The sequence below is a fragment of the Pinisolibacter sp. genome, assembly GCF_036782435.1.
Taxonomy (GTDB): Bacteria; Pseudomonadota; Alphaproteobacteria; order Rhizobiales; family Ancalomicrobiaceae; genus CALBKH01.
The window spans coordinates 84,685-100,812 of sequence record NZ_DAIPZB010000006.1 but is presented as its reverse complement, the minus strand read 5'-3'; the positions used below and the strand labels follow the sequence as shown (position 1 = coordinate 100,812).

The 16,128-nt window shown below is 66.9% G+C and carries 13 protein-coding genes; 6 read left to right on the top strand and 7 right to left on the bottom strand.

Translation table 11 applies throughout. From position 1 onward, the window contains the following. Nucleotides 1-96: 96 nt before the first annotated feature. From V7Q42_RS04115 to V7Q42_RS04100, 4 genes are read left to right on the top strand one after another with little or no spacing between them, the layout of a single operon-like run. Complete coding sequence (locus tag V7Q42_RS04115; protein WP_333822630.1) at nucleotides 97-828, top strand: CerR family C-terminal domain-containing protein; 732 nt, start codon at nucleotides 97-99, stop codon at nucleotides 826-828. Beyond that, nucleotides 828-1,778 (top strand): HlyD family secretion protein, encoded by a 951-nt coding sequence (locus tag V7Q42_RS04110; RefSeq protein ID WP_333822656.1) that lies wholly within the window; start codon nucleotides 828-830, stop codon nucleotides 1,776-1,778. The genes V7Q42_RS04115 and V7Q42_RS04110 overlap by 1 nt, the downstream gene beginning before the upstream one ends. Further along, on the top strand, nucleotides 1,775-2,728 hold the full coding sequence (locus V7Q42_RS04105) for an ABC transporter ATP-binding protein (RefSeq protein ID WP_333822629.1): 954 nt from the start codon (nucleotides 1,775-1,777) through the stop codon (nucleotides 2,726-2,728). Before V7Q42_RS04110 ends, V7Q42_RS04105 begins: the two co-directional genes overlap by 4 nt. Next, complete coding sequence (locus tag V7Q42_RS04100) at nucleotides 2,725-3,867, top strand: ABC transporter permease (protein WP_333822628.1); 1,143 nt, start codon at nucleotides 2,725-2,727, stop codon at nucleotides 3,865-3,867. Before V7Q42_RS04105 ends, V7Q42_RS04100 begins: the two co-directional genes overlap by 4 nt. Nucleotides 3,868-3,895: 28 nt before the next feature. Here the strand turns inward: V7Q42_RS04100 and V7Q42_RS04095 are convergent, their stop codons facing one another. The 4 genes from V7Q42_RS04095 to V7Q42_RS04080 form a co-directional block, all read right to left on the bottom strand. Next, nucleotides 3,896-4,633 carry an alanyl-tRNA editing protein gene (locus V7Q42_RS04095; RefSeq protein ID WP_333822627.1) on the bottom strand — a complete coding sequence of 246 codons (738 nt, stop codon included), beginning with the start codon at nucleotides 4,631-4,633 and terminating at the stop codon, nucleotides 3,896-3,898. A 33-nt stretch (nucleotides 4,634-4,666) separates the two neighbouring features. Next, the gene (locus V7Q42_RS04090; protein ID WP_333822626.1) at nucleotides 4,667-5,731 is read right to left on the bottom strand and encodes a cysteine synthase A; all 1,065 of its coding nucleotides are present in this window, start codon (nucleotides 5,729-5,731) and stop codon (nucleotides 4,667-4,669) included. 187 nt (nucleotides 5,732-5,918) lie between these two features. Then, nucleotides 5,919-7,511 (bottom strand): MFS transporter, encoded by a 1,593-nt coding sequence (locus V7Q42_RS04085; protein ID WP_333822625.1) that lies wholly within the window; start codon nucleotides 7,509-7,511, stop codon nucleotides 5,919-5,921. A 113-nt stretch (nucleotides 7,512-7,624) separates the two neighbouring features. After that, entirely contained in the window at nucleotides 7,625-9,112 is a 1,488-nt protein-coding gene (locus tag V7Q42_RS04080; RefSeq protein WP_333822623.1) for a cryptochrome/photolyase family protein, read from the bottom strand. Nucleotides 9,113-9,603: 491 nt separating this feature from the next. Here V7Q42_RS04080 and V7Q42_RS04075 point away from each other — a divergent pair, with 491 nt between their 5' ends. Beyond that, nucleotides 9,604-11,247 (top strand): methyl-accepting chemotaxis protein, encoded by a 1,644-nt coding sequence (locus V7Q42_RS04075; RefSeq protein WP_333822621.1) that lies wholly within the window; start codon nucleotides 9,604-9,606, stop codon nucleotides 11,245-11,247. A gap of 53 nt (nucleotides 11,248-11,300) precedes the next feature. On the opposite strand, the gene V7Q42_RS04070 is transcribed toward V7Q42_RS04075, so the two are convergent. After that, entirely contained in the window at nucleotides 11,301-12,833 is a 1,533-nt protein-coding gene (locus tag V7Q42_RS04070; RefSeq protein WP_333822619.1) for a TadE/TadG family type IV pilus assembly protein, read from the bottom strand. A gap of 283 nt (nucleotides 12,834-13,116) precedes the next feature. Then, nucleotides 13,117-14,625, bottom strand: coding sequence for a TadE/TadG family type IV pilus assembly protein (locus tag V7Q42_RS04065; RefSeq protein WP_333822618.1), 1,509 nt, complete (start codon nucleotides 14,623-14,625; stop codon nucleotides 13,117-13,119). A 240-nt stretch (nucleotides 14,626-14,865) separates the two neighbouring features. On the opposite strand from V7Q42_RS04065, the gene V7Q42_RS04060 reads away from it, so the two are divergent. After that, nucleotides 14,866-15,276, top strand: coding sequence for a DUF2147 domain-containing protein (locus V7Q42_RS04060; protein ID WP_333822617.1), 411 nt, complete (start codon nucleotides 14,866-14,868; stop codon nucleotides 15,274-15,276). A 256-nt stretch (nucleotides 15,277-15,532) separates the two neighbouring features. Here the strand turns inward: V7Q42_RS04060 and V7Q42_RS04055 are convergent, their stop codons facing one another. Further along, the gene (locus V7Q42_RS04055) at nucleotides 15,533-16,015 is read right to left on the bottom strand and encodes a hypothetical protein (RefSeq protein ID WP_333822616.1); all 483 of its coding nucleotides are present in this window, start codon (nucleotides 16,013-16,015) and stop codon (nucleotides 15,533-15,535) included. Nucleotides 16,016-16,128 lie beyond the last annotated feature (113 nt).

Sequence of the window (16,128 nt, the reverse complement as noted above, 5' to 3'; positions counted from 1 at the left end):
CCCCCGATCCGGCAACGCCTCGAACCGACGCGGACACGGTCGTCGCAACCTCAATCAAACGATTGACTGAATCGCTCCAGGGCGTATTCTTACCCCATGAAATCCGCCGACGCCCCCATCGACCCGCCGCGCCGCCCGTCCGTCGCCCCGTTTTCGCGCGGCGAAAGCGACGACACGCGATCCGCGCTGATCCGCGCCGGTATCGAACTCTTCGGCCGCAACGGCTTCGACGGCACCTCGACCCGCGAGATCGCCAAGGCCGCGGCGGTCAACATCGCCGGCATCGCCTATCACTTCGGCGGCAAGGCCGGCCTGCATCGCGCCTGCGGCGACGCCATCGCGGCGATCGTGATCGAACATGTCGCCACGGCGACGCCACCGGAGGGCGACGTCTCGTCCCTCGAACCGGAGGAGGCCGCCGATCTCTTCGTCGCGGCGGTCTGCGGCATCGGCCGGTTCATGCTCGGCCGACCGGAGGCTGAAGCGGTCGCTCGCTTCATGGTGCGCGAGCAGATGGACCCGTCCGAAACCTTCGCGACGCTCTACGAGCGACTGATCCGGCCGCGCCACGAGACGATGTGCCGGCTCTTCGCCCGCGCCACCGGCGAGGACGCCGAGAGCGCGCAGGTGATCATCGCCGTGTCGGCGATGTTCGGTCAGGTCATGTTCTTCCGCGTCGGCCGCGCCACCGCGATGGCGCGGCTCGGCTGGGAGACCTTCGACGGCGACCGCCTCGAGGCGGTGCTCGCCGTCGTCACCTCGGCGATTCGCGCCACCATCGCGGCCCGGCGCGCCGCCGCATCGGCTTCGAACGAGACGAACCCATGATGAGCTGGATCTGTTCCTTCGCGCTCGCCGGAAAATTCTTCGCCGCCTGTGCCGGCGACACGCTGGCGGTCGGTTACGTCGAGGGCGATTACGTGTCGATGGCGCCGCTCGAGACGGCCCGCATCGCTGCGGTGTCGGTGAAGCTCGGCGACCGGGTGACACCCGGCGCTGCGATCGCACGGATGGAGACGAACGACATCGAGATCGTCGTCACCGACGCCAACGCACGCCTCGCCCAGGCCGAGAGCGAATTGTCCGACCTGAAGCGCGGGCGTCGCCCCGAAGAGATCGAGGTGATCGCCGCGAGCCTCGCCTCGGCCGAGGCCCAGGCGGAAGAGGCGGAGCGCACGCTCGCCCGGCGCATCGACCTCTCCAAGCGCGGCTTCTCGCCCCAGGCGGAACTGGATCAGGCGACGACGGCGCGCGACGTGGCGCTGGCGCGGGTGCGCGAACTGAAGGCCAATCTCGCGGTGGCCAAGCTTCCGGCGCGCGAGGATGCGATCAAGGCGGCGGAGAACCGTGTCGCCCAGGCGCGCGCGGCCCTCGAGACGGCGAAATGGCGGCTCTCCGAACGCACCATTACGGCGCGGGCGGCCGGCCGCATCACCGATCTGGTGCGCCGACCGGGCGAGGTCGCCGGCCCGCAGGCCCCGGTCGTCTCGATGCTGCCGGACGGGGCGGTGAAGCTGAAACTCTGGGTGCCGGAGAAGGGTTTCGCCAGGCTCGCCCTCGGCGCGGCGCTCGCCGTCCACTGCGACGGCTGCGAGCCGGGGCTGACGGCGCGGATCACCCATCTCTCCGCCGAGCCGGAATTCACCCCGCCGGTGATCTATTCGATCGAGACCCGGCAGAAGCTGGTGCATCTGGTCGAGGCCCGCCCGGAAGGGGCGGCGACCCGCCTGCAGCCCGGCCAGATCGTCGACGTGTCCCTGCCCGGAGGCGCACCGTGAGCGTCGTCGAGGTCCACGGGCTGACCAAACGCTTCGGCGACAAGACCGTCGTCGATCACGTCGACATGACCGTGGAGAAGGGCGAGATCGTCGGCTTCCTCGGCCCCAACGGCTCGGGCAAGACGACGACCATCCGCATGATCTGCGGCCTGCTCACGCCCGACGGCGGCACCGGCACGGTGCTCGGCTACGATGTGCTGACCGAAAGCCGCGAGATCAAGCGCGAGGTCGGCTACATGACCCAGCGCTTCTCCTTCTACGAGGATCTGACGATCGAGGAGAACCTCCAGTTCGTCGCCCGCCTCTACGAGTTGAAGCCGGTCGCGGCTTACGTCGATCGCACCCTCGAACAGCTCGGCCTGACGCGCCGGCGCAAACAGCTCGCCGGGACGCTGTCGGGCGGCTGGAAGCAGCGGCTGGCGCTCGCCGCCTGCATCATGCACGAGCCGAAGCTGTTGCTGCTCGACGAGCCGACCGCCGGCGTCGACCCCAAGGCGCGGCGCGAGTTCTGGGACGAGATCCACCTGCTCGCCGCCGACGGCCTGACGGTGTTGGTCTCGACCCACTACATGGACGAGGCGGAGCGCTGCCACCGCATCCACTACATCTCCTACGGCAAGCTGCTGGCCAGCGGTACGGTGGACGAGGTGGTCGCCGGCGCCGGCCTCACCACCTTCGTCACCAAGGATGGCGAAGCCGGTCATGTCGCCGAGTTGGCGAAATTGCCGGGCGTCGATCAGGTCGCCCCCTTCGGCAAGACGCTGCACATCGTCGGCCACGATCGGGCGCTGCTCGAAGCCTCGCTCGATCGCTTCGCGAAGGAGAGCGGCCTCGTCTTCACCCGCGGCGAGACCAGCCTCGAGGACGTCTTCATCCAGTTCATGGTGCGGGCGGGCAGCGACGCCGGGCCGGTGACCGATCCCGGATCGCTGAAGGGAGGGAAGCGATGAGGTTCGATCTCTCCTTCTCCTTCGCCCGCCTCGGCGCCATGCTCGCCAAGGAATTCGTGCAGATGCGGCGCGACCGCATCACCTTCGCGATGATGCTCGGCGTGCCGATCATGCAGTTGATCCTGTTCGGTTTCGCCATCAACAACGATCCGAAGGGCCTGCCCTCGGCGATCCTGGCGCTCGGCAACGATCACTACACCCGGGCGATCGTCTCGGCGCTGGAGGTCACCGGCTACTACCGCTTCGAGGAACGGCCGGCGAGTGCGGCCGAGGCCGAACATCTGATCGAATCCGGGCGGGTCTCCTTCGTCGTCACCATCCCCTCCGATCTGGCGGCGCGGGTCGACCGCGGCGATCGTCCGCAGATCCTGATAGACGCCGACGCCACCGATCCCGCCGTCGCCTCCGGCGCGATCGGGACACTCGGCACCGTGGCGCGCAACGCGCTGTCGCGGGAGAAGGGCGAGGAGGCGGCGATCCAGGCGGAGGAGGACAAGCGCCTCTCCGTCGTCGTCCACCGCCGCTACAACCCCGAAGGGGTGTCGCAATACAACGTCGTGCCGGGACTTCTCGGCGTCATCCTGCAGATGACCATGGTGATGATGACGGCGATGGCGCTGACCCGCGAGACCGAGCGCGGCACCATGGAGAACCTGCTCGCCATGCCGGCGACGCCGATGGAGATCATGCTGGGGAAGGTGTTGCCCTACCTCGGGGTCGGCGCGGTACAGATGGTCGTGGTTCTGACCATGGCAAAGTTCGTCTTCCGCGTCCCCTTCGTCGGCTCGCTGTCGCTGCTGCTCTTCGCCGTCCTCACCTTCGTGATGGCATTGGTACTGCTCGGTTATTTCATCTCGACCTTCGCCGAGACGCAGATGCAGGCGATGCAGCTGACGTTCTTCTTCTTCCTGCCGTCGATCATGCTCTCCGGCTTCATGTTCCCCTTCTCGGGCATGCCGCACTGGGCGCGGACGATCGGCGAGATCTTCCCGCTCACCCATTTCCTCCGGGTGATCCGAGCGGTGATGCTGAAGGGCGCCGAGATGCCGGCGGTCGCCTGGGAGATGACCATCCTCGGCGGCTTCATCCTGCTCTACGGCGGCCTCGCGCTCGCCCGCTTCCGCCGGACGCTGGACTGACGCGGCGCGGACTCCGCTCCGCCGGGCGTCACACGAAGCGGATGCGGACGCGCCGGTTGATGCGCCCCTTCTTCTCGACCTTGGCGATCTCGAACCGGCCGATCTCGCCGGTCGACTTCACGTGCGTGCCGCCGCAGGGCTGCAGGTCGACAGACGCTTCGCCCCCGATCCGCACCAGCCGCACCCGCCCCGAGCCGCGCGGCGGGGCGACCGACATGGTCTTGACCAGATCCGGCGCGGCGTCGAGCTCGGCATCCGTGATCCACTCGAAGGAGACCGGGTGATCGGCCGCCACCAATTCGGCGAGCCGGGCATTGAGCGCGTCGCGATCGAGATCGGCCTCGGGGATGTCGAAGTCGAGCCGGCCCTCGTCCTCGCCGACCGAACCGCCGGTCACCGCATAGGGCAGCACGACGGAGAGCAGATGCAGCGCCGTGTGCATGCGCATCAGCTTGTGGCGGCGCTCCCAGTCGAGCTTCGCCGTCACCTTCGCCCCGACCGGCGGGATCGGCATGCCCTCGATCGCCACATGGGCGATCACCGTCTTGGCCGGATCTTCCCACACCGTGGTGGCGATCGCCGTCTCGGTGCCGTCGGCCTGGACGAGGACGCCGCAATCGCCCGGCTGGCCGCCGCCGGTCGGATAGAAGATCGTCCGATCGAGGAGGATGCCGCCCTTTTCGCCGATGGCGACGACGGTCGCCTCGCACGAGGTCAGATAGGGCTGATCGCGGTAGACGGGTTCGGTCGCGGCTGTGGTCTTCATCGGGGGCCTTCTCTCCTGAGAGGGCCCATCCGATCACGGCACGGCTTCGAAGGGAACCGGGATTTCGCGACGGCGTTCCAGCCATGCGGGCACCGGCAGCCCCTTGTCGCGCAGGAACGCCGGGTTCCACAGCTTCGACTGATAGCGGCTGCCGTGGTCGCAGAGCACGGTGACGATGGTGTGGCCCGGTCCGAGATCCTTCGCCAGCCGCATCGCGCCGGCGACGTTGACGCCGGTCGAACCGCCCATCACCAGCCCCTCGTGTTCGGCGAGGTCGTGCAGCACCGCCACCGCCTCTTCGTCGGAGATGCGATAGGCGCGATCGATCGGCGCGCCTTCGAGATTGGCGGTGATGCGGCCCTGGCCGATGCCCTCGGTGATCGACGAGCCCTCGGCCTTCAGCACCCCGTTCGCCACCCACTCGTAGAGCGCGGCGCCGTGCGGGTCGGCGAGCGTGATGGCGACGTCCGCCTTCTTGGCCTTGAGGCCGATGCCGACGCCGGCGAGGGTCCCGCCCGAGCCGACCGCGGCGACGAAACCGTCGATCTTGCCCCCAGTCTGAGCCCAGATCTCTTCCGCCGTCGACTCCACGTGCGCTTGGCGGTTGGCGACGTTGTCGAACTGGTTGGCCCAGATCGCACCGGACGCTTCCGTCTTCGCCAGCTCGGCGGCGAGCCGGCCGGAGAGCTTCACGTAGTTGTTCGGGTTCTTGTAGGGCACCGCCGGGACTTCGACGAGCTCGGCGCCGGCGAGACGCAGCGCGTCCTTCTTCTCCGCCGACTGGGTCTCGGGGATGACGATCACGGTGCGGAAGCCGAGCGCCGAGGCGACCAGCGCCAGTCCGATACCGGTGTTGCCGGCGGTCCCCTCGACGATGGTTCCGCCGGGGCGCAGCTCACCGCGGGCGATGGCGTCGCGGACGATCCACAACGCCGCGCGGTCCTTGACCGACTGGCCGGGGTTCATGAACTCGGCCTTGCCGAGGATCTCGCAGCCGGTCGCCGCCGAGGCCCGGGTGAGGCGGATCAGCGGCGTGTTGCCGATCGCCTCGACGACACCCTTCGCCACGCCCGTCGATCCGTTTCCCGCCGCACCCATGCGATTCTCCCGCTTCCCCGGCCCTGCGCCGGAACCGCGCAGTCTGGGAGGGCGAACATCGGCGGAAAAGAGAAGAAATTTCCTTTCGGAGGGATGGATGGGAAATCCGTTCTACCGAAATTCCGCAGCCGGCCACGGTTGCCGCGGGAGGTGCGGCGGTGGCGACCTTGCCGCGGCGCGGTTCGGATCAGGCTGGACGGCCTTCTTCTTCCTCGCGCTCGGCGCGACGATGGGCCTCGATCTGGGCGCGCAGCTGCGCCTGTTCGGCCGGCCCGATCGGGAAGTTCCACACCAGCCGGACCGCGATGAGCTTCAACACGATCGGCACGACGCAATAGAGGAAGACCAGAGTCCAGGTCGCGAGCGGCGTCTGCTTCACCGGCTTGTCGCTCTCGCCGTTGTTCTTCGACGAGTGCTTCCGCTTGGCCTTGCCCGGCGCGTTCTTGACGGTTTCGGGCGGCGTCACCGCGACCGCGCCTTCGACCGGCGGGTTCGTCACCACATGAACCTGCGCCGGCGTCAGCGTGTCGCCGTGGTGGTTGCCCTTGTCGTAGCCGACGATGCCGAGCAGGACGAAGCCGATACCCAGCGCGATCGACAGGGCGATCTTGTTGGCCAGCGCCCAGGAGGCGAAATAGAAGCCGGTGTGCTGCTCGCCGGTGCGCGCCGTGTCGACGTCGATCACGTCGGCCTGCATCGATACCGGCAACATCAGGTCGGCACCGACCGACATGCCGGCGAGGATCATGATGATGCCGAAGGCCCACACGGCGTTGTCACCGAGGACGTCGTACCCGGCGAAGGGCGACCAGACGAAACCGGCGCAGGCCACCAGCATGGCGAAGGACCAGGCGCGGTGCTTCGAGGTCCGCTTCGCCAACCACAGCCACAAGGGTGTCGAGAGCACGCCGAACAGAAAATAGAGCAGCAGGAAGAAGCGCTGCGTCTCCTCGTTGCCGTGGACGTAGTCGCGGACGTAGTAGAGCAGCAGCGTCGCCGGCACGCCGTTGCCCATGTTGGCCAGCGCGTAGGCGCCGAGCAGGCGGACGAAATATTCGTTCTTGAAGAGGTTCTTCAGCCCGTCGACGAAATTGAGGTGGTGATGCGAGACGTGCGGCGGCTCCGGCACGGTGAAGACCGTGATCAGCGCGAGCAGCGGCAGCGCGATCGCCACCATGATCGACAGCGCGACCAGCACCGGCTGATCGCCGTGCCAACCCAGTCGGCTCATGACGAAGGGCAGGGCGGTCGCCACCAGCGTGCCGATGACGGCGAAGACCTCGCGCGCGGCGAAGATGCGGTTGCGGCCGTAGTAGCTGGTCGAGATCTCCGCACCCCAGGAGAGATGCGACAGCGACAACGCCGTGTAGCCGACCGACAGCATCATCGACCAGACGAAGAACCACGCCCCCCAGAACAGCGTGTGGTCGGTGCCGATATCCGGGAACGGATTGAAGACGAAGAGCGCGCCGACGGTGGTCGGAATGGCGGCGAGGCCGAACCAGGTGCGTCGGCGTCCCCACCGCGGCCGCGTGTGGTCGGCGTAATAGCCGACGAACGGGTCGAGGAAGGCGTCGATCAGGCGGACGATGGTGATGATCGCCCCGACCGCGATGAACGACAGGCCGACGTTCTCGGCGTAGAATTTCGGGACCAGGATGACGAAGGGGAGCTGGAACGCCGCCACCGGCAGGGCCGGAAACGCGAAGGCGAGGAGGCGTGACAGGCCGAGCTCGTTCGCCCCCGGGGTGTCGCCCGCGCGGGGCACGCTTTTCGTCATCTGCGGGCTGCTCTCACGTCAAGAATACCCGTCGATGTCCAACGAGGTTCCGCGGGTGGGGGCGACGCGATGTGATGCGTCGCTCCTGTCCTGCACGATTACCTTCCACCCTGTCAATCGAAGCCCGGTCGAGGCGGTCGCTCGTTCCCGTTCACGTGGCCGGCGAGGGCGGCGAGCGCCCGCTCCCGGGCGAAGGCATGGTCGACGATCGGTGACGGATAGGTGACGCCGAGACGGAGATCGGCGACGGCCGCCACGTCCGCCGCGGCGGTCCACGGCGCATGGATCGCGCCGGCCGGCAGTGCCGCGAGTTCCGGCAACCAGCGGCGCAGATAGTCGCCGGCGGGGTCGAACTTCACCCCTTGGGTGACCGGATTGAAGATGCGGAAGAACGGCGCGGCGTCGGCGCCGCAACCGGCAACCCATTGCCAGCTCGCCGGGTTCACCGCCGGGCAGGCGTCGACCAGCGTGTCGAAGAACCAGCGCTCACCCTCCCGCCAGTCGACGAGGCCGTGTTTGACGAGGAACGAGGCGACGACCATCCGCACCCGGTTGTGCATCGTGCCCGTCGCCCACAGCTCGCGCATGCCGGCGTCGACCAGCGGATAGCCGGTGCGGCCCCGTCGCCACGCCTCCAGGAAGGCCTCGTCGGTCTTCCATGGAAAGGTCTCGAACCGCGGTTGGAATTCGCGCCGCGACAGGTCGCCGAAATGAAAAGCGAGGTGGTGGGCGAATTCGCGCCAGCCCAGTTCGGCGAGGAATTTTTCCGCGTCCGCCGCGAGCGTCGGATCCGCCGCGACCCGCATCGCGACGGCCGAGGCGATGGTGAAGGGCGAGATCTCGCCGAAGCGCAGATGCGGCGACAGACGCGAGGTGTGGCCGAGGTCGGGACGGTCACGCCCGGCCGCATAGCCGCGCAGCCCCTCGCCGAGGAAGCGCTCCAGGCCAGCCGCCGCACCTTCCTCGCCGGGCGTCCAGGTCGCGTCCAGACCCGCTGCCCAATAGGGCGCGCGCGGCAGCAACCCGAGGTCGTCGAGCGCGTGCGAGGGGGGTGGCGCGGCGGCGCCACGGATCGCCCGAGGCGGCGGCAGGGGCGCGCGTGGCGAACCCGCTCCACGAGCGGCGCGCCAGAACGGCGTGAAGACCCGAAACGGCCCGCCGCCGGCCGTCTTCACCGTGTGCGGCTCGTGGAGGAGGTTCGCCTGGAAGCTCTCCGCCGCTCGCCCCTCGGCGCGCAGGCGGCGTTTCAGGTCGGCGTCGATCGCCGTCAGCGCCGGCAGATAGCGCCGGTTCCAGACGACTTCGGCCGCGTCGATCTCCACCGCCGACGCGGCGACGATCTCGCTCGCCGGTCCCCGCCCGAGACGGAGCGTCCCGCCGAGCCGAGCGAAACGATCGGCGAAGCCGGCGAGCGAGCGATGCAGCCACCAACGCGAGGCCCCGCCGAGAGGGCGGATGTCGGGAGACACCTCGTCGAGAACGAAGAGTGCCACGACCGGACGTCCGCTCTCGACGGCGCGAACGAGAGCGGGATTGTCGGCGATGCGCAGATCATCGCGCAGCCAGAGCAGAACGGGACGGTCTGGTTCGGATGTCGTCACGATCGGTTCCGAGGAAGATTCGACACACTATGCGCCCGACCGTCGACGGGCTCCAGCCACCGACGATCGTCGGTGGCGCCGTCGCACGACGTCGAAAGAAGAAACGCCGCGCCACACGTGATATTCCAGGGCGATCGAAAGGTTGGACACCGCGTTGTCGCGGCCGAAGAGTCCGTTCGACCTTCGCCGCCCCGCTGATCGGCTCCATGATCACCATATTACGTAACGTAACCTAAGCCTTCCCCCGGTAACATCCGGAAAATTCGAGACGAATGCGGCAAACCACGTAGGTTCGATAGTTTATTTTAACATCTTGGTAAGCGTGTCGGCGGCAATCATGCAGCAACAATCGTCGAGGACTCATGATGTTCCATTTCGGATCCAAATCGGTTCGGAAGTCCACACCCGCCCAGACCGTCGAAACATCGCCGAGCGAACCCGCGGCGAAAACCATCCGGCCGAGCGGCGAACGCGCGCGCGCCAACGGATCGATGCGACAGGTGGTCGAACTGCTGGAAGCCGACCTGAAGCGGGCCTCGCGCCGGCTCGGAGCGACCGGCTCCAAGACCAAGCAGCAGGTCGTCGAGGGCACCGAGATCATGAACGGCCTCAAGTCCGAGACCGACATCCTCACCAGCCACACCGGGCTCGCTCTCGAACACGTCAATCGTCTGGCCCAGGGTTGCCAGGAACTGCACCAGTCGGCCGAGGAGGTCGGCCGTCGCGCCGAGGCGTCGCAGCGCCTGATCGACGACGCCAGTGGCGTGGCGCAGGACGCGGCGCGCTCGGTCGACGAGTTGAAGCAGGCGATCGAGCAGATCCAGGCCGTCGTGGCGCTGATCTCCGACGTCGCCGGTCAGACCAATCTCCTCGCCCTCAATGCCACCATCGAGGCGGCCCGCGCCGGTGAGGCGGGCCGCGGCTTCGCCGTCGTCGCCAACGAGGTCAAGGCGCTGTCGGTGGAGACGCAGAAGGCGACCACCGAGATCGGCACCACCATCCAACGCCTGCGCTCGACGGCGGAGGCCAACATCGAAGCGGTCGGCAAGATTCTCGGCCTCGTCGGCGACATCGGACCGGTCTTCGGCGAGGTGTCCCGTTCGGTCCAGATGCAGGTGGAGACGACGGCGGAGATCGGCCGCTCGGCCTCCGAGACCGCGCGCTTCGTCGACGAAGTGGCCGAGAAGGCGCGTCGCATGAGCGGCGAGATGGAGCGGGCGGCGATCCTCGGCCTCGAGGTCGAAAAGGCGACGGACGGCATGAACGGCGCCGTCTCCGACATGACCCGACAGCTCGTCACGGTTCTGCGCCAGGGTTCGGAAGCCGATCGCCGCAAACACGACCGCTGGCCGGTGGAGATGCGCGGCGAGATGCGCATCGCCTCGACGCGAGTGGCGGTCCGCACCATCGACGTGTCGATGGGCGGGACGCTCGTCGTGCCGGAGGGCGAAGCCGGGATCGCGACGGGCTCCCGCGTCGAGCTGGACCTCACCGGCCTCGGCCACGTCACCGGGACGATCGTCGGCAAGAGCGCCCTCGGCCTGCACGTCAGGTTCCTCGAGGACGACGCAGATGCGCGAACCCGCGTCGGCGCCTGCGTCGACCGCATCGGCGAGGAATTCCGCCCGCTGGTGATGCGCGCCCAGACCGCCGCCGGACAGATCATGGCGGCGCTCGACGCCGCGATCGAAAAGAGCGACCTCAATTTCGGCGATCTCTTCGACACCGAGTATCGCGCGGTCCAGGGATCCGACCCGATCCAGTACGAGACCAACGCCATCGCCGCCCTCGAACGCATTCTGCCGCCGCTACAGGAGGCGATCCTCGGCGAGGACGAGCGCATGGCCTTCTGCGCCTGCGTCGACATCAACGGCTGGCTGCCGGTCCACAACAAGGTCTATTCCCAGCCCCAGCGCCCCGGCGAAGTCGCCTGGAACACGGCGAACTGCCGCAACAAGCGCATCTTCGACGATCGTACCGGCCTGCTCGCCGCCCGCAACACGCGGCCCTTCCTTGTGCAGAGCTACCTGCGCGATCTCGGCGGCGGCAAGATCATCCCGATGAAGGAAGTCGACGTCCCGATCATCGTCAAGGATCGCCACTGGGGTGGCTTCCGAACCGCCTATCAGATGTGACGCCGGGCGAGGCCTTCGAGCCCCGCTTTCCTATCCCGCGTCTCGCCCCGAGCTCACGAGGCGATGCGCAGCTTCGAGATCTTCTTGGCGATGTCGTCGAAGACCGACTGGAGCTGCGCCGCGGTGGGTGAGTCGTAATAGAAGCCGGTTCCCGACGAACAGTCGGCGAGAAGCTGCTGGCCGGCGGTATCGGTGATCATCAGGCCGATGGTGTAGATCTGGATCCCGGCCGCCTTGACCTTGGTGCAGATCGTCCGCATCTTGGCGTCGAGCCCGTCTCGAAGATCGACACCCGGGTTGGCGCCGAGCCGGCCGCTGGCCGGAAAGCCCCAGCTCGAATAAGCGCCGCCGAGCGCGGTCGGAAAGGTGTTGATGGCATTGGTGCCGTCGGTCAACACCACCAGGACCTTGCGGTTGTCGGAAACCGAATAGGAGGCACCGTCGGCGAACGGCCCCTTCGGCGACAACACGCGCCAGCCCCAGGCGAGACCTTCCGGGATGTTGGTGCTGCCCGCCGGCGTCAGCACCGAGATCGCCGTCTTCACCGTCGCCGACGACGTCGTGAGACGGGTCAGCGCATTCGACGAACACAAGAATTCCGGTCCCCTGGGAGCGGAATAGTTCGCATAGAGCGTCGAATTGGAATAATTGACGTTCACCGGGCTCGTGTATTTCGCCGCATTGATCATCCGCGTCCAGTCGTCGCCGGAGAACAGCTTGTCCCCGAGATAGTTGTTTCCGTAGTAGGAGTTGAAGGTGTCGGGCTCGTCCGGGTGGAACGACGGGACGAAGAGGGTGTTGGGGTTGGAGACCGTCGGCGCGGTGTCGTCGACGTCGTAGGGCGACGGCCGCGTCTCGACACAGCCCTTCCAGCTCTTGCCGAGCGCCGTGTAGGTCGTCAGCCGGTTGATCTGGCTGCTGAAATAGGCGTCGTAATAGCTCGACCGTGCCGCCGCGCCCTGGTCGATCCACGCCGCCGCGGCATTCCCCGGACCGACGTTGACGAAATGCGAGAACGGCACGATGCCGAATTTGACCGAGGACGATGTTCCCGCCTTGGCGAAGACGCTGTCGACCATCGAAGTCGCCGCGCTCTTCAACTGACCGATCTTGTCGCTGTCGGCCATCGATCCCGTCGTGTCGAGCACCATGGCCACCTCGATCGACGTCGTCGACCAGGCCACCGACGAAACGGTCGTCGTGGTCAACGAGTCCAACCCGATGATCGGCAGGAAGAAGGCGTGAACTCGCGCGTCGGCAGTGACCGTCAGGCTCGCCGTTCCGGCGGTGGCGGTGACGTTGCCGATGGTCGCGTCGTGATCGGTGAAGGTCTGATCGAGGATGGTCCGCGTGGCGGAAGTGAGAGCGTCCGCCGTCGTCTCTCCGGCCTTGTAGCGTCCTGCGACCATCAGTGCCGCCCCGTCGACGGCGTCGCGCAAACGCGAGCGCGCTTCGAGATAGCGGGTGAGGTCGATCGAGCCGCCCGCCGCCACGACGAGGAGCGTCGCCAAGAGGCCGAATATGACGGTGTAGTTACCACTGCGGTCGAGCCACAGACTGCGCAGCAGCCGATACTTTCGCTTCAAAGCTAGCCCCTCGACGAGAGGGCTCGATCCGCCATTCTCGAGCCGATGTTCCGCGACGATTCGCCGTCTCATGATAGCTCGTTCCGTCCGACCGGTTTCGAAACGGAAACGTTCGAATCCCCTGAAATGCGCGTGATCGACACGACTTTCGGCGCAGACCGACCTGAATGACGCGGATTTTCGGCAATGGATGACCCGATTTCGACGAAAAACCCCTCGCCGCCGCGGTTCGGGCGTCGAGGGGCTGAGATCGTCTCCGGGTCGATCGGTCGCAGCCGAGAACTCAGGAAGAGATGCGCATCTTGGAGATCTTCTTGGCGATGTCGTCGAAGACCGCCTGAAGTTTGTCGGCCGACGGAGTGTTGTAGTAGTAGGCCGAACCCGAGGAGCAGTCCGACAGCAGCTGCTGCCCGTCGGCATCGTCGATCATCAGGCCGATGGCGTAGATCTTGACGCCGGCGGCCTTGGCCTTGGCGCAGACCGAGCGGGTCTTGGCGTCGAGGCCGGTGCGCAGGTTTGTGCCCGGGTTGGAGCCGAGCCGGCCGCTCATCGGATAGCCCCAGCTCGAATAGGCGCCGCCGAGATCGGTCGGGAAGGTGTTGATCGCGTTGGTGCCGTCGGTCAGCACCACCATGACCTTGTCGTTGTCGCTGTCGTTGTAGGCCTTGCCGTCGGCGAACGGCGCCTTCGGCGACAACGCCCGCCAACCCCAGGCGATCCCTTCCGGCACATTGGTGCTGCCGGCCGCCGCCAGAGCATCGATCTGGCTCTTCACCGAGGTGTAGTTCGACGTCAAACGCTGGATCGGCTTGGTGTCGCAGAGAAACTGAGGTCCCTTCGGCACCTTGTAGTTCGAATACAGATTCGATTTCGAGAAGTCGATGCCGGTGGGGTTGTCGTATTTCTTCTTGTTCTTCATCTTGGTGACCTGGTCACCCCAGGTCTGATCGTTCATGTAGTCGTTGGCGATGTAGGAACCGCTGTCGGGCTCGTCCGGATGCACCGCCGGCACGAAGAGCGTGTCGGGGGCATCCGTCGACGGCGCACTGTCGTCCATGTCGTAGGGCGCCGGACGGGTCTCGACGCAGCCGGGCCAGGTCTTCCCGAGCTTGGCGAAGATCGCCATGCGATCCGCATGCTCGGAGAAATAGGCGTCGTAGTAGGACGAGCGCTTGGGTCCGCCCTGATCGATCCACGCGGCGGCGCCGTTGCCCGAGCCGACGTTGACGAAGTTGGCGAAGGGAACCAGCGAGAACTTGATCGACATCGACGGCGACGCCTTGGCGGAGAGCGTGTCGACCATCGTCTTCGCCGCGCTCTTCAGGCTCGTCAGCTTGTTGGAGTCCGCCATCGAACCGGTGGTGTCGAGCACCAGGGCGATCTCCATCGACGACGTCGACCAGGTTACGGTCGACTTCGCCGACGACGCCAGCTTGTCGAGCTTCATGATCTTGAGGAAGAAGGTGTCGAGCCCCGCCTGCGCGGTGATGGTCAGCGAATTCGCGGTCGCGGACGCGTCGACGTCGCCGAGAGAACCGAAACGCGGATCGAAGACCTTCGTGAGATAGGATTTCGCGAGAGCTTTCGAACCTTCGTCGAGGTTTTCGCCGTTCTTGTGACGCGTGGCGACGAAGAGCGCGGTCGCATCGACCGCGTCCTGGAGTTTGGCGCGGGTGTCGAGGTAGCGCATCATGTCGGTCGTTCCGCCGGCGGCGAGCACCAACGTGAGGCCCGTGAGCCCGAACGCGATCGCATACCCCCCGTGCCTGTCGGCCCAGAGTTTCCTGATCATGGTACTTCCCTCGAAACCAATGACGTCCGGGTACGAGCCCGGTTCCTATGGTTCGAAAGTCTGACCCTGAAATATTGATTTTGCGTTCCCCGATACCCGACTCCCCGGCCGTATTCCGCCGTTTCGTCGAAAGCGCCGCGGCATCGTCGGCGTTTTGCCGGCGTTCTTGACGGCATGGTTCAGGAATGGGAAAGAAAATCGACCGACGACGAAAGTCGGATCCAGCGGAGGAATTCGCCCATGAAGTTCGTGCTCGCCACGGCGCTCGCCGTCGCAACTCTCGCCGCAACCCCCGCACTGGCGGGTGACCCCACCGGTGTGTGGATCCGCTCCAGCGGCACCGGCAAGATCCGCATCGACAATTGCGGTTCGGCCGTCTGCGGCACGGTGGTGTGGGAGAAGAACCCGCGCAAGGACATCCACAATCCCGACACGGCCAAGCGCGATCGCCCGGTGACCGGCGTGCGCGTGCTGCTCGGCATGAAGCCGTCGGGAACGCCCGATCAGTGGAAGGGCGAGGTCTACAATACCGACGACGGCAAGACCTACACCGGCTACATCACCCTCCAGGGCGCCAATTCGATGAAGCTGCAGGGCTGCGTCCTCGGCGGTCTCATCTGCAAGAGCGACACCTGGACCCGGACGAAATGAGGCGCGCGCCGCGCCCGTGAGGCCGGTGGTCCCCGTGAATTCGGCTTTCGAAACCGTGCCGCGCTCCGCCTCGCAGGGAGGCAGCCGATCGGCCTCCACCCGAGGTCGCGCATCGGCGCTCCGCTCGTGTGGATCCGGCCCGACACCGACCCGCGACAGGTGGGCACCCCGGAAAGCGAGACGGCCCCGTGTCACCACGGGGCCGTCTTCATGTCTGCCGCCTCTCACGCCCGCAGGCGCGAGTGCGTGGCGCGGCTCACTGGCCGGCGGCCTTGAGGCGCTTGTTGCAGTCGCTCCAGTACTGCGGCCACTTCTGACCGGCCTTGATCTTGCCGGCCTCCTTGGCCGCGGTCCACTCGGCGCCGCACTTCTTGATGCGTTCGCGCGCGGCGAGCTGGCCCGGGGTCAGCTGCTTCTCGCCCGGCGCATTGGCGGCCGGCTTGGCGGCGGTCGCAGGAGCGGCGGCCGGCTTGGCGGCGGTCGCAGGAGCGGCAGCCGGCTTGGCGGCCGCCTTGGGCTCCGGCGGCACCGCGGCGTCGTCGTCGGCATGACGCTTGCGGCACTCGGCCAGGAAGCTGTTCCAGGTCTCGCCCTGTTTGACCTTCTTCGCCTCCTTCGCGGCCTGCCATTCGGCGCCGCAGGCCTTCATCACGTTCGCCTGGGCGAAAGCGTTGCCCGCACCGAGCACCATGGCCAGGGCGAAGAGGGCGGAACCAATTCCATAGGAACGACGGACCATCGCGGCCTCCCTGCACAGAACCCGCATCCGCCTCCTCCAGGCCGAACACGGGGCGTCTCCGGCCGTGCTCGGTCGGAGATCGAAAGCAGTTCCAATCTTCAGTAAATCGCGGC

Coding starts and splice junctions, on each gene's coding strand:
- V7Q42_RS04065 (WP_333822618.1), bottom strand. CDS start 14,625: ATGATCAGGAAACTCTGGGCCGACAGGCACGGGGGGTATGCGATCGCG.
- V7Q42_RS04075 (WP_333822621.1), top strand. CDS start 9,604: ATGCGACAGGTGGTCGAACTGCTGGAAGCCGACCTGAAGCGGGCCTCG.
- V7Q42_RS04060 (WP_333822617.1), top strand. CDS start 14,866: ATGAAGTTCGTGCTCGCCACGGCGCTCGCCGTCGCAACTCTCGCCGCA.
- V7Q42_RS04085 (WP_333822625.1), bottom strand. CDS start 7,511: ATGACGAAAAGCGTGCCCCGCGCGGGCGACACCCCGGGGGCGAACGAG.
- V7Q42_RS04115 (WP_333822630.1), top strand. CDS start 97: ATGAAATCCGCCGACGCCCCCATCGACCCGCCGCGCCGCCCGTCCGTC.
- V7Q42_RS04095 (WP_333822627.1), bottom strand. CDS start 4,633: ATGAAGACCACAGCCGCGACCGAACCCGTCTACCGCGATCAGCCCTAT.
- V7Q42_RS04110 (WP_333822656.1), top strand. CDS start 828: ATGAGCTGGATCTGTTCCTTCGCGCTCGCCGGAAAATTCTTCGCCGCC.
- V7Q42_RS04090 (WP_333822626.1), bottom strand. CDS start 5,731: ATGGGTGCGGCGGGAAACGGATCGACGGGCGTGGCGAAGGGTGTCGTC.
- V7Q42_RS04055 (WP_333822616.1), bottom strand. CDS start 16,015: ATGGTCCGTCGTTCCTATGGAATTGGTTCCGCCCTCTTCGCCCTGGCC.
- V7Q42_RS04100 (WP_333822628.1), top strand. CDS start 2,725: ATGAGGTTCGATCTCTCCTTCTCCTTCGCCCGCCTCGGCGCCATGCTC.